A 15,137-nucleotide genomic window follows, 5' to 3' on the forward strand; every position below is an offset into this window, starting at 1 on the left:
GGGGGGGGCGCCGCCTCGGGGGGGGGGGGGGGGGGGGGGTGTTTTTTTTTTTTGGGGGGGGGGGGGGGGGGGGGTTGGGGGGGGGGGGGGGGGGGGGGGGGGGGGGGGGGGGGGGGGGTGCCCCCCCCCCCCCCCCCCCCTCCCGTCCGCTCCAGCGTGCCCGGTCAGTCCTGCCCGACCCCCAGGACCGTGGCCTCCAGGTACTGCTCCGGCTCCTTGTACTGGCTCACGTCGGCCGGGTTGTAGCGCGGCGTCTGCCGGGACCAGTCGAGGTTTCCCCGCATCCAGCTCCGCATCCCGTCCAGGTACGGCTCCAGCATCCAGGCGAGCTGGGGGTGGGCGGCCAGCAGTTCGGCCTCGGCGGTCAGGAAGCGCTCGGTCTCCGTGGCGACCTCCGCGCAGACGTGTTCCAGTGCTTGCCGCTTGCCGAAACCGCGGTGGTGCCGGACGAGGTGGACGAGGTTGTGGATCTCGCCGAGCACCTGTTCCTTCTCGTACGAGTACACGTCGTTGGCCCAGCACACGACGTTGCACGAGGCTTCGAGCGCGGTGATGAAGCGGGGGTCGTTGTGGATCGACTCCGGTGCCTCGATGCCGGCCACGATCTCTATCAGGTCCATGCAGACGTGTATCGCGCCGGTGTGACGGCGCTTCTCGATGTACGTCGCCTCGGACGGGACCACGCCGTCCGCACGGTTCCCGGCCTCCCAGGTGGTGGCCGTCGTGAGGTAGGTGATCAGGTGCCAGGCGAAGCGCCGCCGCCAGTGGGCCGGGGCGGCCGGGGTCGTGCGTTCCCACAGGTCCGTGAGGGCGACGACCGCGGCGGGCAGCCGCTCGTTCGCCAGGGTGCCCGTGCCGGTTCCCTCGACCACGGACTGCATCAGCGCGACGACGTCCCGTACGCGGTCCGGGCTGCGGCCCAGGTGCCCGTCGTCGAGTTGGTCGTCGACGAGGAACAGCCAGACGAACCAGTCGGCGACGAGGTCCAGGTTCTTGCTGTCGGCGGTCGGGTAGACCATGCCGACGAAGGCTCCGAAGTCCGCCTGCTCGAAGCGATCCCTGGCCGAATCCCGGTGCACCAGACCGGTGTTGCGGGTCCAGCTGTCGAGATGTTCCCGTACGTGTCCGACGTGCGGGTTCGTCCTCTGGGGGAACGGGCAGTAGATGTCCGGCAGTTCGCTCTCCACGGGCGGGTCGTGATCCTCTCCGGTCGTATGTGAGGCGGGAGTTGTGGCCGCACCACCTGGTGCTCCGGGGTGTCGTGTGACCCGCGGGACCTGCGCGTTTGAAGCTACCTGACCCCAAGTCACCAGGTCCAGAGAAGGTGATCACGAATGATTCCGGCACTCCTCGGGTAGGGTCCGTGGGCAAGGCAGGTTCCACTTGCCCGGGACTCCCGGTCCTGTTCCTTGGAGGAACATACGATGGCGGGAGTCATTTGCTGTGTCTTCGTGGAAGCGACCTGCGCCAATTCGTATGAAAAAATGAGTGTTATGCGTTTTCTTGAGCCCGGCACCGGTCGCTACACAGAGTCCCCCTCCGTCCCGTACGACCTCACGTACGACGACGTCTTCATGGTTCCGGGCAGGTCGGCAGTCGGATCCCGCCAAGGGGTAGACCTCTCCTCGCCCGACGGCACCGGCACCACCATCCCGCTCGTCGTCGCGAACATGACGGCCATCGCGGGCCGCCGGATGGCCGAAACGATCGCCCGTCGCGGTGGGCTCGTCGTCATCCCGCAGGACATCCCGATCGAGGTCGTCACCGAGGTCATCAGCTGGGTGAAAACGCGCCACCTCGTGCTCGACACCCCCATCGTGCTGGCCCCCGGCCAGACGGTCGCCGACGCCCTGTCGCTGCTGCCCAAGCGCGCGCACGGCGCCGGGGTCGTCGTCGACGGCGACCGGCGGCCCATCGGTGTGGTCACCGACCACGACCTGACCGGCGTCGACCGCTTCACCCAGCTCTCCGAGGTCATGTCGAAGGACCTGGTGCTGCTGGACGCGGACATCGATCCGCGCGACGCCTTCACCAAGCTCGACGGTGCCAACCGCAAGCTCGCCCCCGCGGTCGACGCGGACGGCCGGCTCGTCGGCATCCTCACCCGGAAGGCCGCACTGCGCGCCACTCTCTACACACCCGCCACCGACGCGGCGGGCAGGCTGCGGATCGCGGCCGCCGTCGGCATCAACGGCGATGTGGCGGGCAAGGCCAAGCAGCTCCTCGACGCCGGCGCCGACACCCTCGTCGTCGACACCGCGCACGGCCACCAGGAGTCCATGATCAGCGCCGTGCGCGCGGTCCGCGCGCTGGATCCGCAGGTGCCGATCGTCGCGGGCAACATCGTCGCCGCCGAAGGCGTGCGCGACCTCATCGAGGCGGGCGCCGACATCATCAAGGTCGGTGTCGGTCCCGGCGCGATGTGCACCACCCGGATGATGACCGGCGTGGGCAGGCCCCAGTTCTCCGCCGTCCTGGAGTGCGCCGCCGAGGCGAAGAAGTACGGCAAGCACGTCTGGGCCGACGGCGGCGTCCGTCACCCGCGCGACGTGGCCATGGCGCTCGCCGCGGGCGCCTCGAACGTGATGATCGGCTCCTGGTTCGCCGGGACGCACGAGTCGCCCGGCGACCTTCAGCAGTCCGCCGACGGACGCTTCTACAAGGAGTCCTTCGGCATGGCGTCCGCACGCGCCGTGAAGAACCGCACGTCCGACGAGTCGTCGTACGACCGGGCCCGCAAGGCGCTCTTCGAGGAGGGCATCTCCACCTCGCGGATGTTCCTGGACCCGTCCCGCCCCGGCGTGGAGGACCTGGTCGACTCGATCATCGCGGGCGTCCGTTCGTCCTGCACCTACGCCGGTGCGGGCTCACTCGCGGAGTTCGCCGAGAAGGCGGTCGTGGGTGTGCAGAGCGCCGCCGGTTACGCGGAGGGCAAGCCGCTGCACGCCAGTTGGGGCTGATCCCCGACCTCGCACCGACCGTGCCCCTTCCGGATGTTCACGCCGGGAGGGGCACCGGTGTGTTCCGGGCATCCGAGGGAGGGGGATGGCCGGAAACGATGCCCCGGGGCGGGCTGAGATCCATACCAACTCTGTTGAAAAATAAGTAATATGAATCCCACTCAGCTGCCCGCCACTCTGCGGTAAGGGATCTCATGTCCTTCTTCACTGACCTGGCCCATCAGTACATCGACGGCGAGTGGAGGCCGGGCAAGGGGTCTTGGGACATCATCGACTTCAACCCCTTCGACGGGGAGAAGCTCGCCTCCATCCCGGTCGCCACGGCCGATGAGGTGGACCAGGCCTACCGCGCGGCCGAGACCGCTCAGCGGGCGTGGGCGGACACCAACCCGTACGCCCGGCGAGCGGTGCTGGAGAAGGCCCTGCGGATCGTCGAGGAGCGCGAGGACGAGATCGGTGACGCGATCGTCGCCGAGCTCGGCGGCACCCGCCTGAAGGCGGCCTTCGAACTGCACCTGGCCAAGGAGTTCCTGCGCGAGGCGAGCGGGCTGGCGCTGCGCTCCACCGGGCAGATCCTGCCCTCGCCGACCCCGGGCAAGGAGAACCGCGTCTACCGGGTGCCGGTCGGTGTGGTCGGGGTCATCAGCCCCTTCAACTTCCCCTTCCTGCTGTCCCTGAAGTCCGTGGCTCCGGCTCTGGCGCTGGGCAACGCCGTGGTGCTCAAGCCGCACCAGAACACCCCGGTCTGCGGCGGCACGCTGGTGGCCAAGGTGTTCGAGGACGCCGGGCTGCCCGCAGGGCTGCTGAACGTCGTCGTCACCGACATCGCGGAGATCGGTGACGCACTGCTGGAACACCCCGTGCCGCAGGTCATCTCCTTCACCGGCTCCGACAAGGTCGGCCGGCACGTCGCGACGGTGTGCGCGGCGAACCTCAAGCGCTCCGTGCTCGAACTCGGCGGCAACAGCGCGCTGATCGTGCTCGACGACGCCGATGTCGACTACGCCGTCGACGCGGCGGTGTTCAGCCGGTACGTGCACCAGGGGCAGGTCTGCATGGCCGCCAACCGGATCCTCGTGGACCGTGCGGTGGAGCAGGAGTTCACCGAGAAGTTCGTCGCGAAGGTCGCCTCCCTGCGCGTCGGCGACCCGGCCGACCCGGCGACGCAGATCGGCCCGCTGATCAACTCGACCCAGGCCGAGGCCATCGCGGCCCTCGTCGACCAGACCGTCGAGGCCGGCGCGACGGCGCTGCTGCACGGACGGGCCGAGGGCAACGTCGTCAGCCCCTCCGTCCTGACCGGCCTGGCACCCGATTCCCCCGTGCTGTCGCAGGAGATCTTCGGCCCCGTCGCCCTCCTCGTGCCGTTCGACGGCGAGGACGAGGCGGTCCGGATCGCCAACGACACCCCGTACGGGCTGAGCGGCGCCGTGCACACCGCCAACATCGAGCGCGGCGTCCGGATCGGGCAGCGCATCCGTACCGGCATGATCCACATCAACGACGGCACCGTCCACGACGAGCCCATCGTGCCCTTCGGCGGCGAGAAGAACTCCGGGCTCGGACGGCTGAACGGCGACTCGATGCTGGAGGCCTTCACCACCCAGAAGTGGATCTCCGTGCAGCACGGGCGCTCGCAGTTCCCGTTCTGACCCGGCGCCACCTGCGGTGAGCGCGCCCTGCGGGGCGGGCCATGGTCTACTTCCGGGGGCGGCGACGCCGTCCCCGGAATCAGCCGAGCCCCGCCCTGCCAGGGCCTCGCCATCGCAGAGAAGTGACCCGTACGACGTGCGCCTGAACGACCTCGACGAACGCATCGTCCACGCCCTCGCCGAAGATGCCCGCCGCTCCTACGCCGACATCGGCTCGATCATCGGGCTGTCCGCACCCGCCGTGAAACGCCGGGTGGACCGGCTGCGCGCCGAAGGAGCGATCACGGGGTTCACCGTCCGGGTGGACCCGGCGGCCCTCGGCTGGGAGACCGAGGGGTACATCGAGATCTACTGCAGCCGCAACACGTCTCCGGAGTCCATCAAGCAGGGGCTCGCCCGGTATCCGGAGGTCGCCTCGGCCTCCACGGTCACGGGGGACGCGGACGCGCTCGTCCAGGTCTTCGCGGCGGACATGCGCCACTTCGAGCAGGTGCTGGAGCGGATCGCGGGCGAGCCGTACGTCGAGCGGACGAAGTCCGTGCTGGTGCTCTCGCCGCTGCTGCGGCGGTATTCGTCGGGGTCGCCGGGGTAACGGTCCTCCGCAGGGCGGCCGGGTCCTCCCGCGAGGGTTCCGTCGTCGAACGCCGGACGCGCTGGATTCGGCGCCCCGTGCAACGAATCGCCGCGACCGGATGATCCGACGCAACAGATCGACGGTCAGTGCGCAACGCTCGCGCCTTGTCCGGGGGGAATCGCGGAACGTACCGTCAATACGTCCCCCCCGCCCGCATCGTCCGAGGTCAGCCATGCCGCCGTTGCGCACCGCCCTGCTCCAGAGCTCCGGATGTCCGGGCTCGGTGGCCCGGAACATCGAGCTGCTGGAGAGCGCCGCCGCGCGCGCCGCGGCGGCCGGTGCCCGACTGCTCGTCTGCCCCGAGATGTTCCTGACCGGGTACGCGATCGGGGACGACGTGCCCCGCCTGGCCGAGGCCGCCGACGGGCCCGCCGCGCAGGCCGTCGCCGAGATCGCCGCGCGGCACCGGATGGCCGTCCACTACGGCTACCCCGAGCGCGACGGCGAGACCCTGTACAACGCCGCGCAGCTCATCGGGCCGGACGGGACCGCGCTCGCCAACTACCGCAAGACCCATCTCTTCGGCGACTTCGAGGAGCAGTGGTTCACCCCGGGTGACCGGCCGGTCGTCCAGGCCGAACTCGACGGCGTCCACATCGGCCTCTTGATCTGCTACGACGTCGAGTTCCCGGAGAACGTACGGGCGCACGCCCTGGCCGGCACCGATCTGCTGCTGGTTCCGACCGCGCTGATGCATCCCTTCCCGTTCGTCGCCGAGGCCGTCGTCCCCGTCCGCGCCTTCGAGAACCAGATGTACGTCGCCTACGCCAACCGGACCGGCACGGAGGGCCCCTTCGAGTTCGTCGGACTGAGCGCTCTCGCCGGTCCCGACGGCACGGTCCGCACGCGCGCGGGACGCGGCGAGGAACTCGTTATCGGCGACGTCGACCCCGCCCTCCTGACCGCCTCCCGCGCGGGCAACCCCTATCTCCGCGACCGCCGCCCCGCCCTGTACGGCTCCCTCGCCTGAGTACGCCGCCCCGCTCACCCACCCGTTTTCCCGCAAGGAGTCCGTACCCCATGACGTCCACGGTGCCCCCGGCCGTCCCGCACACCGACGCAGCCCCGCCGATCACCATGTTCGGGCCGGACTTCCCGTACGCGTACGACGACTTCCTCGCCCACCCCGCCGGCATCGGGCAGATACCGGCGACCGAGCACGGCAGCGAGGTCGCCGTCATCGGCGGCGGGCTCTCCGGCATCGTCACCGCCTACGAACTGATGAAGATGGGCCTGCGGCCCGTCGTCTACGAGGCGGACCGTATCGGCGGACGGCTGCGCACCGTCGAGTTCGACGGCTGCACCACGGACGGCGAACCGCTCACCGCCGAGATGGGCGCGATGCGCTTCCCGCCGTCCTCGACCGCGCTCCAGCACTACATCGACCTGGTCGGACTGGAGACCAAACCGTTCCCCAACCCGCTCTCCCCGGTCACCCCGTCGACCGTCGTCGACCTGAAGGGCGAGTCGCACTACGCCAGGACCATCGACGACCTCCCGCAGGTCTACCGCGACGTGATGGACGCCTGGAACACCTGCCTGGAGGAGGGCGCCGACTTCTCCGACATGAACCGGGCGATGCGCGAGCGCGACGTGCCCCGGATCCGGGAGATCTGGGCCCGGCTCGTCGAGAAGCTCGACAACCAGACCTTCTACGGCTTCCTCTGCGACTCCGACGCCTTCAAGTCCTTCCGCCACCGCGAGATCTTCGGACAGGTGGGCTTCGGTACGGGAGGCTGGGACACCGACTTCCCCAACTCCATCCTGGAGATCCTCCGCGTCGTCTACACCGAGGCGGACGACCACCACCGTTCCATCGTCGGCGGCAGCCAGCAGCTTCCGCTGCGGCTGTGGGAGCGCGAGCCGCAGAAGATCGTCCACTGGCCGCTCGGCACCTCACTGGCCTCCCTGCACGGGGGAGACCCACGCCCCGCGGTGACCCGGCTGAACCGTACCGCCGGCAACCGGATCACCGTCACCGACGCCACCGGCGACATCCGCACCTTCCGGGCGGCCGTCTTCACCGGCCAGTCCTGGCTGCTGCTCTCCAAGATCGCCTGCGACGACGCGCTCTTCCCCATCGACCACTGGACGGCGATGGAGCGCACCCACTACATGGAGTCCTCCAAGCTGTTCGTCCCCGTCGACCGGCCGTTCTGGCTGGACAAGGACGAGACCACCGGGCGCGACGCCATGTCGATGACGCTGACCGACCGGATGACGCGGGGCACGTACCTCCTCGACGACGGCCCGGACAAGCCGGCCAGCATCTGCCTCTCGTACACCTGGTGCGACGACAGCCTGAAGTGGCTGCCGCTGTCCGCGACCGAGCGCATGGACGTCATGCTGAAGTCGCTCGGCGAGATCTATCCGAACGTGGACGTCCGGGGGCACATCATCGGCAATCCCGTGACGGTGTCGTGGGAGAACGAGCCGTACTTCATGGGCGCGTTCAAGGCGAACCTGCCCGGCCACTACCGCTACCAGCGACGGCTGTTCACCCACTTCATGCAGGACCGGCTGCCCGCCGACAAGCGGGGCCTGTTCCTGGCGGGCGACGACATCTCCTGGACGGCCGGCTGGGCCGAGGGCGCCGTGCAGACCGCGCTGAACGCCGTGTGGGGCGTGATGACCCAGTTCGGCGGTGCGACCGACGGCACCAACCCCGGCCCCGGCGACCTCTTCGACGAGATCGCGCCGGTCGAACTCCCGGAGGACTGAGAGCCGTTACGCGGGCCGGCAGACGCTGCGCTGCCGGCCCAGGCCCGAGATTCCGACCTCCATCACATCGCCCGGCCCGAGATACGGGAAGCGTCCGGACAGGGCCACGCCCTGCGGCGTACCGGTGTTGATGATGTCGCCGGGCTCCAGCACCAGGTACTGCGAGAGATGGTGCACCAGGTGCGCGACGCTGAAGATCATGTCCGCCGTGGAGGAGTCCTGGCGCGGCTCACCGTTGACGAAGCTGCGCAGCCGCAGCCGCTGCGGATCGCCCACCTCGTCGGCCGTCACCAGCACCGGGCCCAGCGGGTTGAAGGTGGCGCAGCTCTTGCCTTTGGACCACTGGCCGCCCGACTCCTCCAGCTGGAACGCGCGCTCCGAGACGTCGTTGCTGACCGCGTAGCCCGCGATGTGGGCCGCGGCGTCGGCGGGGGAGTCCAGGTAGGAGGCGCGGCGGCCGATCACGACGGCCAGCTCCACCTCCCAGTCGGTCTTCTTCGACCCGCGCGGAATGAGGACGTCGTCGTACGGACCGACCACCGTGTTCGGCGACTTGTAGAAGAGGATCGGCTGCTCGGGCGGCTCGGAACCCGATTCCGCCGCATGGGCCGCGTAGTTCTGCCCGATGCACAGGAGCGCGGAGGGCTGGGCCACCGGGGTGCCGACGCGCTCCCCGGTGATGTCGGTCTCCGGGAGGTTCGATTCGGCGGGGATCAGGTGCGGGTTGTCGGCCAGCGCGGAGAGGAAGGCGCCGTCGACGTCGTCGGTGATGCCGGACAGGTCGTAGTGGCGGCCCTCGGGGTTGACGGCGACCGGGCGCTCGTGGCCCGGCTCGCCGACGCGCATCAGTCGCATGGCGGTGAGATCTCCTGACGGGTACGGGTACGGGTTCGGTACTTCGGGCTTCAGTGCAGCCGGGTGAGGGCGTCGGCGGTGACCGCGTGGACCGGAGGACGTCCCGCCAGCAGCCGCAGCACCTCGTTGACGGCGCTGGTGCCCAGCCGCTGCCGGCACTCGACGCTGCCCGCCGCCTGGTGCGGGGTGAGCAGCACGTTCGGCAACGCGCGGAACGGATGGTCCACGGGCAGCGGCTCCGCGTCGAAGACGTCGATCGCCGCGTCGAGCCGGCCCGAGGCCAGCTCGGCGAGGAGCGCGTCCTCGTCGACCAGCCACGACCGGGCGGTGTTCACCAGGCCCGCCCCATCGGGCATCAGCGCCAACTGCGCGGCGCCGATCATGTGGTGGGTCTCCTCGGTGACCGGGGCGTGCACGGCCACGATCCGGCTGTGCGAGAGCAGCGTCTCCAGAGGTACGGGCGTCACGCCCAGCGCAGCCGCCTCGTCCCCGGAGAGGAACGGGTCCGTGACACTCACCCGCGCCCCCATGGCCTGCACCAGCCGGATGTACGCGCGTCCGGTGCGCGAGGCTCCGATCACGCCGATGTCGCTGCCGTGGATCTCGTGGCGCGGCGGCGCCTCGCCCGCCGCCGCCCACTCCAGCCCGCCGCGCAGCGCGTGGTCGAAGCGCTGGATGCGGTGGAGCAGCGACAACGTGAAGGCGAGCGCCACCTCCGCGACGGGGCGGGCCATCTCGTCACCGGCCTGGGTGACCAGGATGGAGCGTCGGAACACGTCCTCGGTGACATAGGGGGCGACCGCGGAACCGGTGTGCGCCACCAGCTCCAGCCGGTCCGCGTGGGCCAGCAGCCCGGCGTCCACCTTCGGCGCCCGCCACGAGGTGATCAGGGCACGGGCTCCGGGCAGGGCGGCCGCGACCGCCTCCCGGTCGGAGTGGTCGTCGATCACGGTGAGTTCGGCCGCCCGCTCCAGCTCCCGCCACACCTCGGCGGTGAAGAACTGGGCGCGCAGGTGCGGCGGTACGGCGACGACGACCCGTGAGGAGCGGTCGGCGGTTTCAGGAGAGCCAGGCATCGAGGTGCTCCGCAACGAAGGCGTCATCGGTCAGCCAAGGGTAGGCGGGGGCCACCCGGGTGATCTCGGCCGCCTGCCCGGGGGAGAGCGTCTCGGCCGGGTCCAGGCAGCGGATGTTCGCCAGCAGGCCCTGGCGGCGCAGGACTTCGTGCACGCCCGCGATGCAGCCGCGGAAAGCGCCCCGCACGTCGAAGACCGCGCTGTTGGCGTCGGCGAGCTCGGAGCGGCGGGCCAGACAGCGGACCATCGCCGCGTGGTCGCCGGCACGGGCACGCCGGACGTCGTCGAGCAGGGTCACGGCCGCGCTCGTCCATACCGCCCACTGGCCGAGCTGCCGGTGGAGAACGCGGCGATCCGCGCATCCGGCCCGCGCCCGGCCACCCGGTCCGGCATCGCGGTCCGGCATCGCGGCGTCCACGGCCCAGGCGTGCGAAGGCGCCCCGGCCGAGCCGAACTTGGCGCCGACCATGAAGACCACGTTACCGGCGTCGGGCAGCCCGGTCAGATCGGCGGCCGGGTCCAGCGCTCCGCCCGATCCAACCGGCCGACCACCATCAGCGACTGCTCCTTCGAGCCGCCCGCCGGCGCCGTCCTCGTCCAGACACCGGGTCACCGCACCGGTCCACTTCGTACGCTGCACCTTCCGGGGCGTCGACGGCGCGATCATCGACACCAGCCGCAACGGGAACGGTGCGCCGAAGGCCGGCGAGTGGTGCGATCCGGCGGGCCGGGCGCTGGGCAGGACACCCACGACCGACACGGGGGAGTCCCGCGTCGACGCCTACCTGTGGGTGAAACTGCCCGGCGAGTCCGACGGCTGCAAGGGGGCGGCGGGGTCCTTCACCCCCGACTACGCCTACCGGCTCGCCACCGGCTGACGGGTTCACGCCCCGGAGGCCGGCGGCTCCTCGTCGTACGCGGACGTGCCGGAGTCCAGAAGGGGTTCCTGCGTCTTCAGATGGGCCGGGGCGAAGGCCCGCAGCACGTGGTAGCCGGTGATGACGACGATGGTGCCGAGCGCGATTCCGCTGAGCTCGAAGTTGTCGGAGATCTTCAGGCTGACCCCGCCGACGCCGATGATGATGCCCGCGGCGGCCGGCACCAGATTCAGCGGATTGCGCAGGTCCACCTTGGCGTTGAGCCAGATCTGCGCGCCGAGCAGCCCGATCATGCCGTAGAGGATCACGGTGATTCCTCCGAGCACCCCACCGGGGATGGCGGCGACGACCGCACCGAACTTGGGGCAGAGTCCGAACAGCAGGGCGAAGCAGGCGGCGGCCCAGTAGGCGGCGGTGGAGTACACCCGCGTCGCGGCCATCACCCCGATGTTCTCGGAGTACGTCGTGTTCGGCGGGCCGCCCACAGCGGTCGACAGCATCGAGGCGGCGCCGTCCGCCGCGATGGCGGTACCCAGCTTCGCGTCCAGGGAGCGGCCGGTCATCTCACCCACGGCCTTCACATGACCGGCGTTCTCGGCGATCAGCGCGATGACGACGGGCAGCGCGACCAGGATCGCGGACCATTCGAAACTCGGGGCGTGGAACGACGGCAGCCCGACCCAGTCGGCCTTCCCGACGCCCGACAGGTCCAGCCGCCAGTGGTCCACGGCCTCGGCCCCGCCCGCGGGCGAGTGAATCTTCCCGAAGACCCGGTCCAGGACCCAGGACAGGACGTACCCGAAGACGAGACCGAGGAAGATCGCGATACGGGAGAGGAAACCGCGCAGACAGACCACGGCCAGTCCGGTGAACAGCATCACCAGCAGGGCGGTCCACTGGTCCTGCGGCCAGTACGTCGACGCGGTCACCGGCGCCAGGTTGAACCCGATCAGCATGACGACGGCGCCCGTCACCACGGGCGGCATGGCCGCGTGGATGATCCGGGCGCCGAAGCGTTGCACCGCGAGACCGGCGAGGAAGAGAACCCCGCCGACCACGAACACCGCGCCGGTGACGACCGCGCTGCTGCCGCCACTCGCCCGGATCGTCGCGGCGACGCCGACGAAGGAGAGCGAACATCCCAGGTAGCTGGGCACCTGGCCGCGCGTGGCCAGCAGGAAGATGGCCGTGGCGACACCCGACATCATGATCGCCAGGTTCGGGTCCAGGCCCATGAGGACAGGGGCCACGAACGACGCGCCGAACATGGCGACCACGTGCTGGGCGCCGAGCCCGAAGGTCCGGGGCCAGGAGAGCCGCTCGTCGGGGCGGACCACCGCGCCCGGTGCCGGCGTCTTCCCGTCGCCGTGCAAGGTCCAGCGCACGCCGAAGCCGCCCATGGTCGCTCCCTGTGTGTAGATGCGGAGTCCGGTGCCTCGTCGGGCACGGCGCCACCGCGGAAAAGATCAGCGCCATGTTAGTGCCCGGAACGAGGCGTCCTTTCGGGCGGGCTCCGGGCCCACCGGACGCGCGCCGCACGTCAGGGAAGCGGCGCGGTCGCCGCCTTGCCGGCGGCTCCGGCGTCCGAGGACGCGACGGGCTTGCGGTCGGCGCCCCGGAGCACACCGGCGCCGAGCACCAGTCCGAAGGCCAGCACCGACACCACGCCGAAGGAGACGACGAGCGAGGTGGCCTCGGCCAGGGAACCGATGGCCGAGGGGGCGATGAGTCCCGAGGTGTACGTGATCGTCGCGACGCCCGCGATCGCCTGGCTCGGATTGGGGCCGCTGCGTCCGGCCGCCGCGAAGGCGAGCGGCACGACCACGGCGATGCCGAGCCCCATCAGTCCGAAGCCGGACATGGCCAGGGCCGCGTTCGGGGCGGTGAACACCATCACCCCGCCGACCGTGGCGAGGACGCCGCCGGTCCGCACGGTCCGTACCGCGCCGAAGCGGTCGACGATCCGGTCGCCGGCGATCCGGGCGATGGCCATGGTCAGGGCGAACGCGGTCGTCGACGCGGCCGCGAGCCCCGCCGAACTGTCCAGGACGTCACGCAGGTAGACCGCCGACCAGTCCAGGCTGGCGCCCTCGGCGAAGACCGCGCAGAAACCGACCGCGCCGATGATCAGCGCCGACTTCGGAGGCAGGGCGAAGCGCGGCGGCGGCTCCTCGTCCGGTTCGCTGCGCAGGTCCAGCACCCGCTGACAGGCGATCAGGCCCAGAGCGGTGAGGACGAGGGCGGCGATCGTGTGGTGCAGCCGGGCGTCGGCCCCCAGATGCGCGGCCACGGTGCCCGCCGCCGAACCTATGAGGGCGCCGACGCTCCACATGCCGTGCAACCCGGACATGATCGACTTGTCCAGGCGGTTCTCCACCTCGACGCCGAGCGCGTTCATGGCCACGTCCGACATGCCCGCCGACGCCCCGTACACGAAGAGTGCCGCGCACAGTGTGAGCAGGTTCGGGGCCAGGGCGGGCAGGATCAGCGCCAGGGTCCACATGGCCAGCAGCCCGCGCAACGCCGTCCTGGCGCCGAAGCGGTGGCTGATCGTGCCGGCGAGCGGCATCGCGAGCGAGGCGCCGATCGCAGGGAAGGCCAGGGCGATGCCGAGCTGCCCGGCGCTGACCCCCGCGTGTTCCTGGATCCAGGGCACTCGCGTGGCGAAACTGCCGGTGACCGCCCCGTGCGTGGTGAAGACCGCGGCGACGGCATACCTCGCTCGCCTCACCTCTTGTGCTCCGAAGCCCGTAGCCGTGGAATCCGTAGTCATACCGCCGTGCCCTCCCCTGGGAATCGTTCTGTCCGCACGGTTCACGGCGCTCCCCGGCGCCCTTCTCCACGATGCGGGGAGTAAACTATCAGGAACCCTGCCTGATAAATAGACCGCCTGGTCACGCCCCGCGGCGGTGATCTGGAAGGATCCCGGCATGCCCGCATCACCGAGCACCGCCAGGGCCATCAACGACCGGCTCGCCCTGCGCCTCCTCCAGCAGGACGGCCCGCTGACGGCCACGCAGTTGAAGACCCTCACCGGGCTCTCCCGGCCCACTGTCGCCGACCTGGTCGAACGGCTTCAGGGCGCGGGGCTGATCAGGGTGGTCGGCGAGACCGGGGCCGAGCGCCGCGGGCCCAACGCCCGCCTCTACGGCATCGTCGCCGACCGCGCCCATCTGGCCGGTCTCGACGTACGCACCGACAGCGTCGCCGTGGTCGTCGCCGACCTGCTGGGCGCGACCCTCGCCGAGGCCACTGAGCCGATCGGCGGCGACACGGCCGCCGACGACGCCGTCGAACAGGCCGTCGCCCTCCTGGAACGGACCGCGCGCACAGCCGGGACGGCGCCGCTCCACAGCGTCGGCATCGGCGCCCCCGGGCTGATCGACCCGGTGACGGGGGAGCTGCGGGACACCACCGGCCTGCCCGCCTGGCACCGCAAGCTGGTCCGGGCGCTCCAGCAGCGGCTGCCGGCGACCGTGCTCGTGGAGAACGAGACCAATCTCGCCGCCGTCGCCGAACACCGCGTCGGAGCGGCCCAGGACCACGACACCTTCGTCCTGCTCTGGCTCGGCCACGGCGTCGGCGCTGCCGTCATGCTGGACGGCCGACTGCGCCGCGGCGCCTCGGGCGGTGCGGGCGAGATCGGCTTCCTGCCGGTGCCCGGCACGATCGGCTTCCCGTCCGCCGTCAACTGCGACGGCGGCTTCCACTCCCTGGTGGGCTCGGCGCCGCTCGTCGAACTGGCCGCCGCCCATGGGATCACCGCCCCGGCCGTCGGGCAGGAGCCCGGTGCCTCGGCGGCCGTACGCGCGGCCCTGGCCGGGGAGGGCGACTCCGAGGCCTTCCTCGACACGCTCGCCGACCGCCTCGCCCTCGGGGCCGCCGCCGTGGCCTCGGTCCTCGACCCGGGGTGCGTCCTGCTCGCGGGCGAGGTCGGCCATGCAGGCGGCGAGGCGCTGGCCGCGCGGGTCGAGGAGCGGCTGGCCATGATGTCCCCGCTGCGCACCGAGGTCAGGGCGGGGACGCTCGGCGGCACGGCGGTCCTGCGGGGCGCGGTGCTCGCGGCGCGGGAGGCGGCGCAGGACGCGTTGTTCGCCCCGACGGCGTGAGGGTTCCGTCCTCAATCGCCGGACGGGCTTGGGTTGGGGGTGGGGGTCCGGGGGTCCCTCCGGGGCGTCTCCTCGAACGACGAACGTTCCGCCGGTACGCAGTGGCACCCGGGTATCTGTTCGTCGTCCTGCGGGGACTCCCCTGCACGGCCCCGGACCCGGCCGCCTCGCGTCTGCGGATCAGCCCGACGACTGTCGCAGACGCAGGGCGGCCGGGTGGGGACGTGCAGGGGAGTCCCCGCAGGAAATGGC

11 protein-coding genes and 2 pseudogenes are annotated in these 15,137 nt (G+C 71.0%); 7 read left to right on the plus strand and 6 right to left on the minus strand.

Annotated elements, in window-relative coordinates; all coding sequences use genetic code 11:
- Nucleotides 1-164: 164 nt before the first annotated feature.
- Nucleotides 165-1,187: a terpene cyclase gene (locus ACFYPA_RS36945; RefSeq protein ID WP_359319512.1), complete on the minus strand. Its 1,023-nt coding sequence runs from the start codon at nucleotides 1,185-1,187 to the stop codon at nucleotides 165-167.
- 306 nt (nucleotides 1,188-1,493) lie between these two features.
- Here ACFYPA_RS36945 and ACFYPA_RS36950 point away from each other — a divergent pair, with 306 nt between their 5' ends.
- The 5 genes from ACFYPA_RS36950 to ACFYPA_RS36970 all read left to right on the plus strand — a co-directional run bounded on the left by ACFYPA_RS36950 (nucleotide 1,494) and on the right by ACFYPA_RS36970 (nucleotide 7,967).
- Entirely contained in the window at nucleotides 1,494-2,960 is a 1,467-nt protein-coding gene (locus ACFYPA_RS36950) for a GuaB1 family IMP dehydrogenase-related protein (RefSeq protein WP_359087035.1), read from the plus strand.
- Between the two features lie 194 nt (nucleotides 2,961-3,154).
- Nucleotides 3,155-4,612, plus strand: coding sequence for an aldehyde dehydrogenase family protein (locus ACFYPA_RS36955; RefSeq protein WP_359087036.1), 1,458 nt, complete (start codon nucleotides 3,155-3,157; stop codon nucleotides 4,610-4,612).
- A 136-nt stretch (nucleotides 4,613-4,748) separates the two neighbouring features.
- Nucleotides 4,749-5,204 carry an Lrp/AsnC family transcriptional regulator gene (locus ACFYPA_RS36960; RefSeq protein WP_018103925.1) on the plus strand — a complete coding sequence of 152 codons (456 nt, stop codon included), beginning with the start codon at nucleotides 4,749-4,751 and terminating at the stop codon, nucleotides 5,202-5,204.
- A 214-nt stretch (nucleotides 5,205-5,418) separates the two neighbouring features.
- Nucleotides 5,419-6,216, plus strand: coding sequence for a carbon-nitrogen hydrolase family protein (locus ACFYPA_RS36965; protein ID WP_359087039.1), 798 nt, complete (start codon nucleotides 5,419-5,421; stop codon nucleotides 6,214-6,216).
- A 50-nt stretch (nucleotides 6,217-6,266) separates the two neighbouring features.
- Nucleotides 6,267-7,967 carry an NAD(P)/FAD-dependent oxidoreductase gene (locus ACFYPA_RS36970; RefSeq protein ID WP_359087040.1) on the plus strand — a complete coding sequence of 567 codons (1,701 nt, stop codon included), beginning with the start codon at nucleotides 6,267-6,269 and terminating at the stop codon, nucleotides 7,965-7,967.
- Nucleotides 7,968-7,973: 6 nt separating this feature from the next.
- Here the strand turns inward: ACFYPA_RS36970 and ACFYPA_RS36975 are convergent, their stop codons facing one another.
- The 3 genes and pseudogenes from ACFYPA_RS36975 to ACFYPA_RS36985 all read right to left on the minus strand — a co-directional run.
- On the minus strand, nucleotides 7,974-8,822 hold the full coding sequence (locus ACFYPA_RS36975; protein ID WP_389137029.1) for a fumarylacetoacetate hydrolase family protein: 849 nt from the start codon (nucleotides 8,820-8,822) through the stop codon (nucleotides 7,974-7,976).
- Between the two features lie 50 nt (nucleotides 8,823-8,872).
- The gene (locus ACFYPA_RS36980) at nucleotides 8,873-9,898 is read right to left on the minus strand and encodes a hydroxyacid dehydrogenase (RefSeq protein WP_359355130.1); all 1,026 of its coding nucleotides are present in this window, start codon (nucleotides 9,896-9,898) and stop codon (nucleotides 8,873-8,875) included.
- Nucleotides 9,882-10,229: pseudogene (locus ACFYPA_RS36985) on the minus strand (dihydrodipicolinate synthase family protein); the annotation flags it as partial. The gene ACFYPA_RS36980 and the pseudogene ACFYPA_RS36985, both read right to left, overlap by 17 nt.
- 325 nt (nucleotides 10,230-10,554) lie before the next feature.
- On the opposite strand from ACFYPA_RS36985, the pseudogene ACFYPA_RS36990 reads away from it, so the two are divergent.
- Nucleotides 10,555-10,776 (plus strand): annotated as a pseudogene (locus ACFYPA_RS36990) (glycoside hydrolase family 6 protein); the annotation flags it as partial.
- Nucleotides 10,777-10,781: 5 nt separating this feature from the next.
- On the opposite strand, the gene ACFYPA_RS36995 reads toward ACFYPA_RS36990, so the two are convergent.
- Together ACFYPA_RS36995 and ACFYPA_RS37000 are read right to left on the minus strand one after the other, a co-directional pair.
- On the minus strand, nucleotides 10,782-12,176 hold the full coding sequence (locus ACFYPA_RS36995; RefSeq protein WP_359087046.1) for a solute carrier family 23 protein: 1,395 nt from the start codon (nucleotides 12,174-12,176) through the stop codon (nucleotides 10,782-10,784).
- 140 nt (nucleotides 12,177-12,316) lie between these two features.
- Nucleotides 12,317-13,549 (minus strand): MFS transporter, encoded by a 1,233-nt coding sequence (locus ACFYPA_RS37000; RefSeq protein WP_389137033.1) that lies wholly within the window; start codon nucleotides 13,547-13,549, stop codon nucleotides 12,317-12,319.
- A gap of 157 nt (nucleotides 13,550-13,706) precedes the next feature.
- Here ACFYPA_RS37000 and ACFYPA_RS37005 point away from each other — a divergent pair, with 157 nt between their 5' ends.
- On the plus strand, nucleotides 13,707-14,885 hold the full coding sequence (locus ACFYPA_RS37005) for an ROK family transcriptional regulator (protein WP_359355124.1): 1,179 nt from the start codon (nucleotides 13,707-13,709) through the stop codon (nucleotides 14,883-14,885).
- Nucleotides 14,886-15,137 lie beyond the last annotated feature (252 nt).

It is taken from the genome of Streptomyces sp. NPDC005775 (assembly GCF_042871565.1).
Lineage (GTDB): Bacteria > Actinomycetota > Actinomycetes > Streptomycetales > Streptomycetaceae > Streptomyces.

What these genes read in the sequence shown, in the direction of transcription:
- ACFYPA_RS36980 (WP_359355130.1), bottom strand. Translation starts at nt 9,898, where the DNA reads ATGCCTGGCTCTCCTGAAACCGCCGACCGCTCCTCACGGGTCGTCGTC.
- ACFYPA_RS36955 (WP_359087036.1), top strand. Translation starts at nt 3,155, where the DNA reads ATGTCCTTCTTCACTGACCTGGCCCATCAGTACATCGACGGCGAGTGG.
- ACFYPA_RS37005 (WP_359355124.1), top strand. Translation starts at nt 13,707, where the DNA reads ATGCCCGCATCACCGAGCACCGCCAGGGCCATCAACGACCGGCTCGCC.
- ACFYPA_RS36950 (WP_359087035.1), top strand. Translation starts at nt 1,494, where the DNA reads ATGCGTTTTCTTGAGCCCGGCACCGGTCGCTACACAGAGTCCCCCTCC.
- ACFYPA_RS36965 (WP_359087039.1), top strand. Translation starts at nt 5,419, where the DNA reads ATGCCGCCGTTGCGCACCGCCCTGCTCCAGAGCTCCGGATGTCCGGGC.
- ACFYPA_RS36995 (WP_359087046.1), bottom strand. Translation starts at nt 12,176, where the DNA reads ATGGGCGGCTTCGGCGTGCGCTGGACCTTGCACGGCGACGGGAAGACG.
- ACFYPA_RS36975 (WP_389137029.1), bottom strand. Translation starts at nt 8,822, where the DNA reads ATGCGACTGATGCGCGTCGGCGAGCCGGGCCACGAGCGCCCGGTCGCC.
- ACFYPA_RS37000 (WP_389137033.1), bottom strand. Translation starts at nt 13,549, where the DNA reads ATGACTACGGATTCCACGGCTACGGGCTTCGGAGCACAAGAGGTGAGG.
- ACFYPA_RS36970 (WP_359087040.1), top strand. Translation starts at nt 6,267, where the DNA reads ATGACGTCCACGGTGCCCCCGGCCGTCCCGCACACCGACGCAGCCCCG.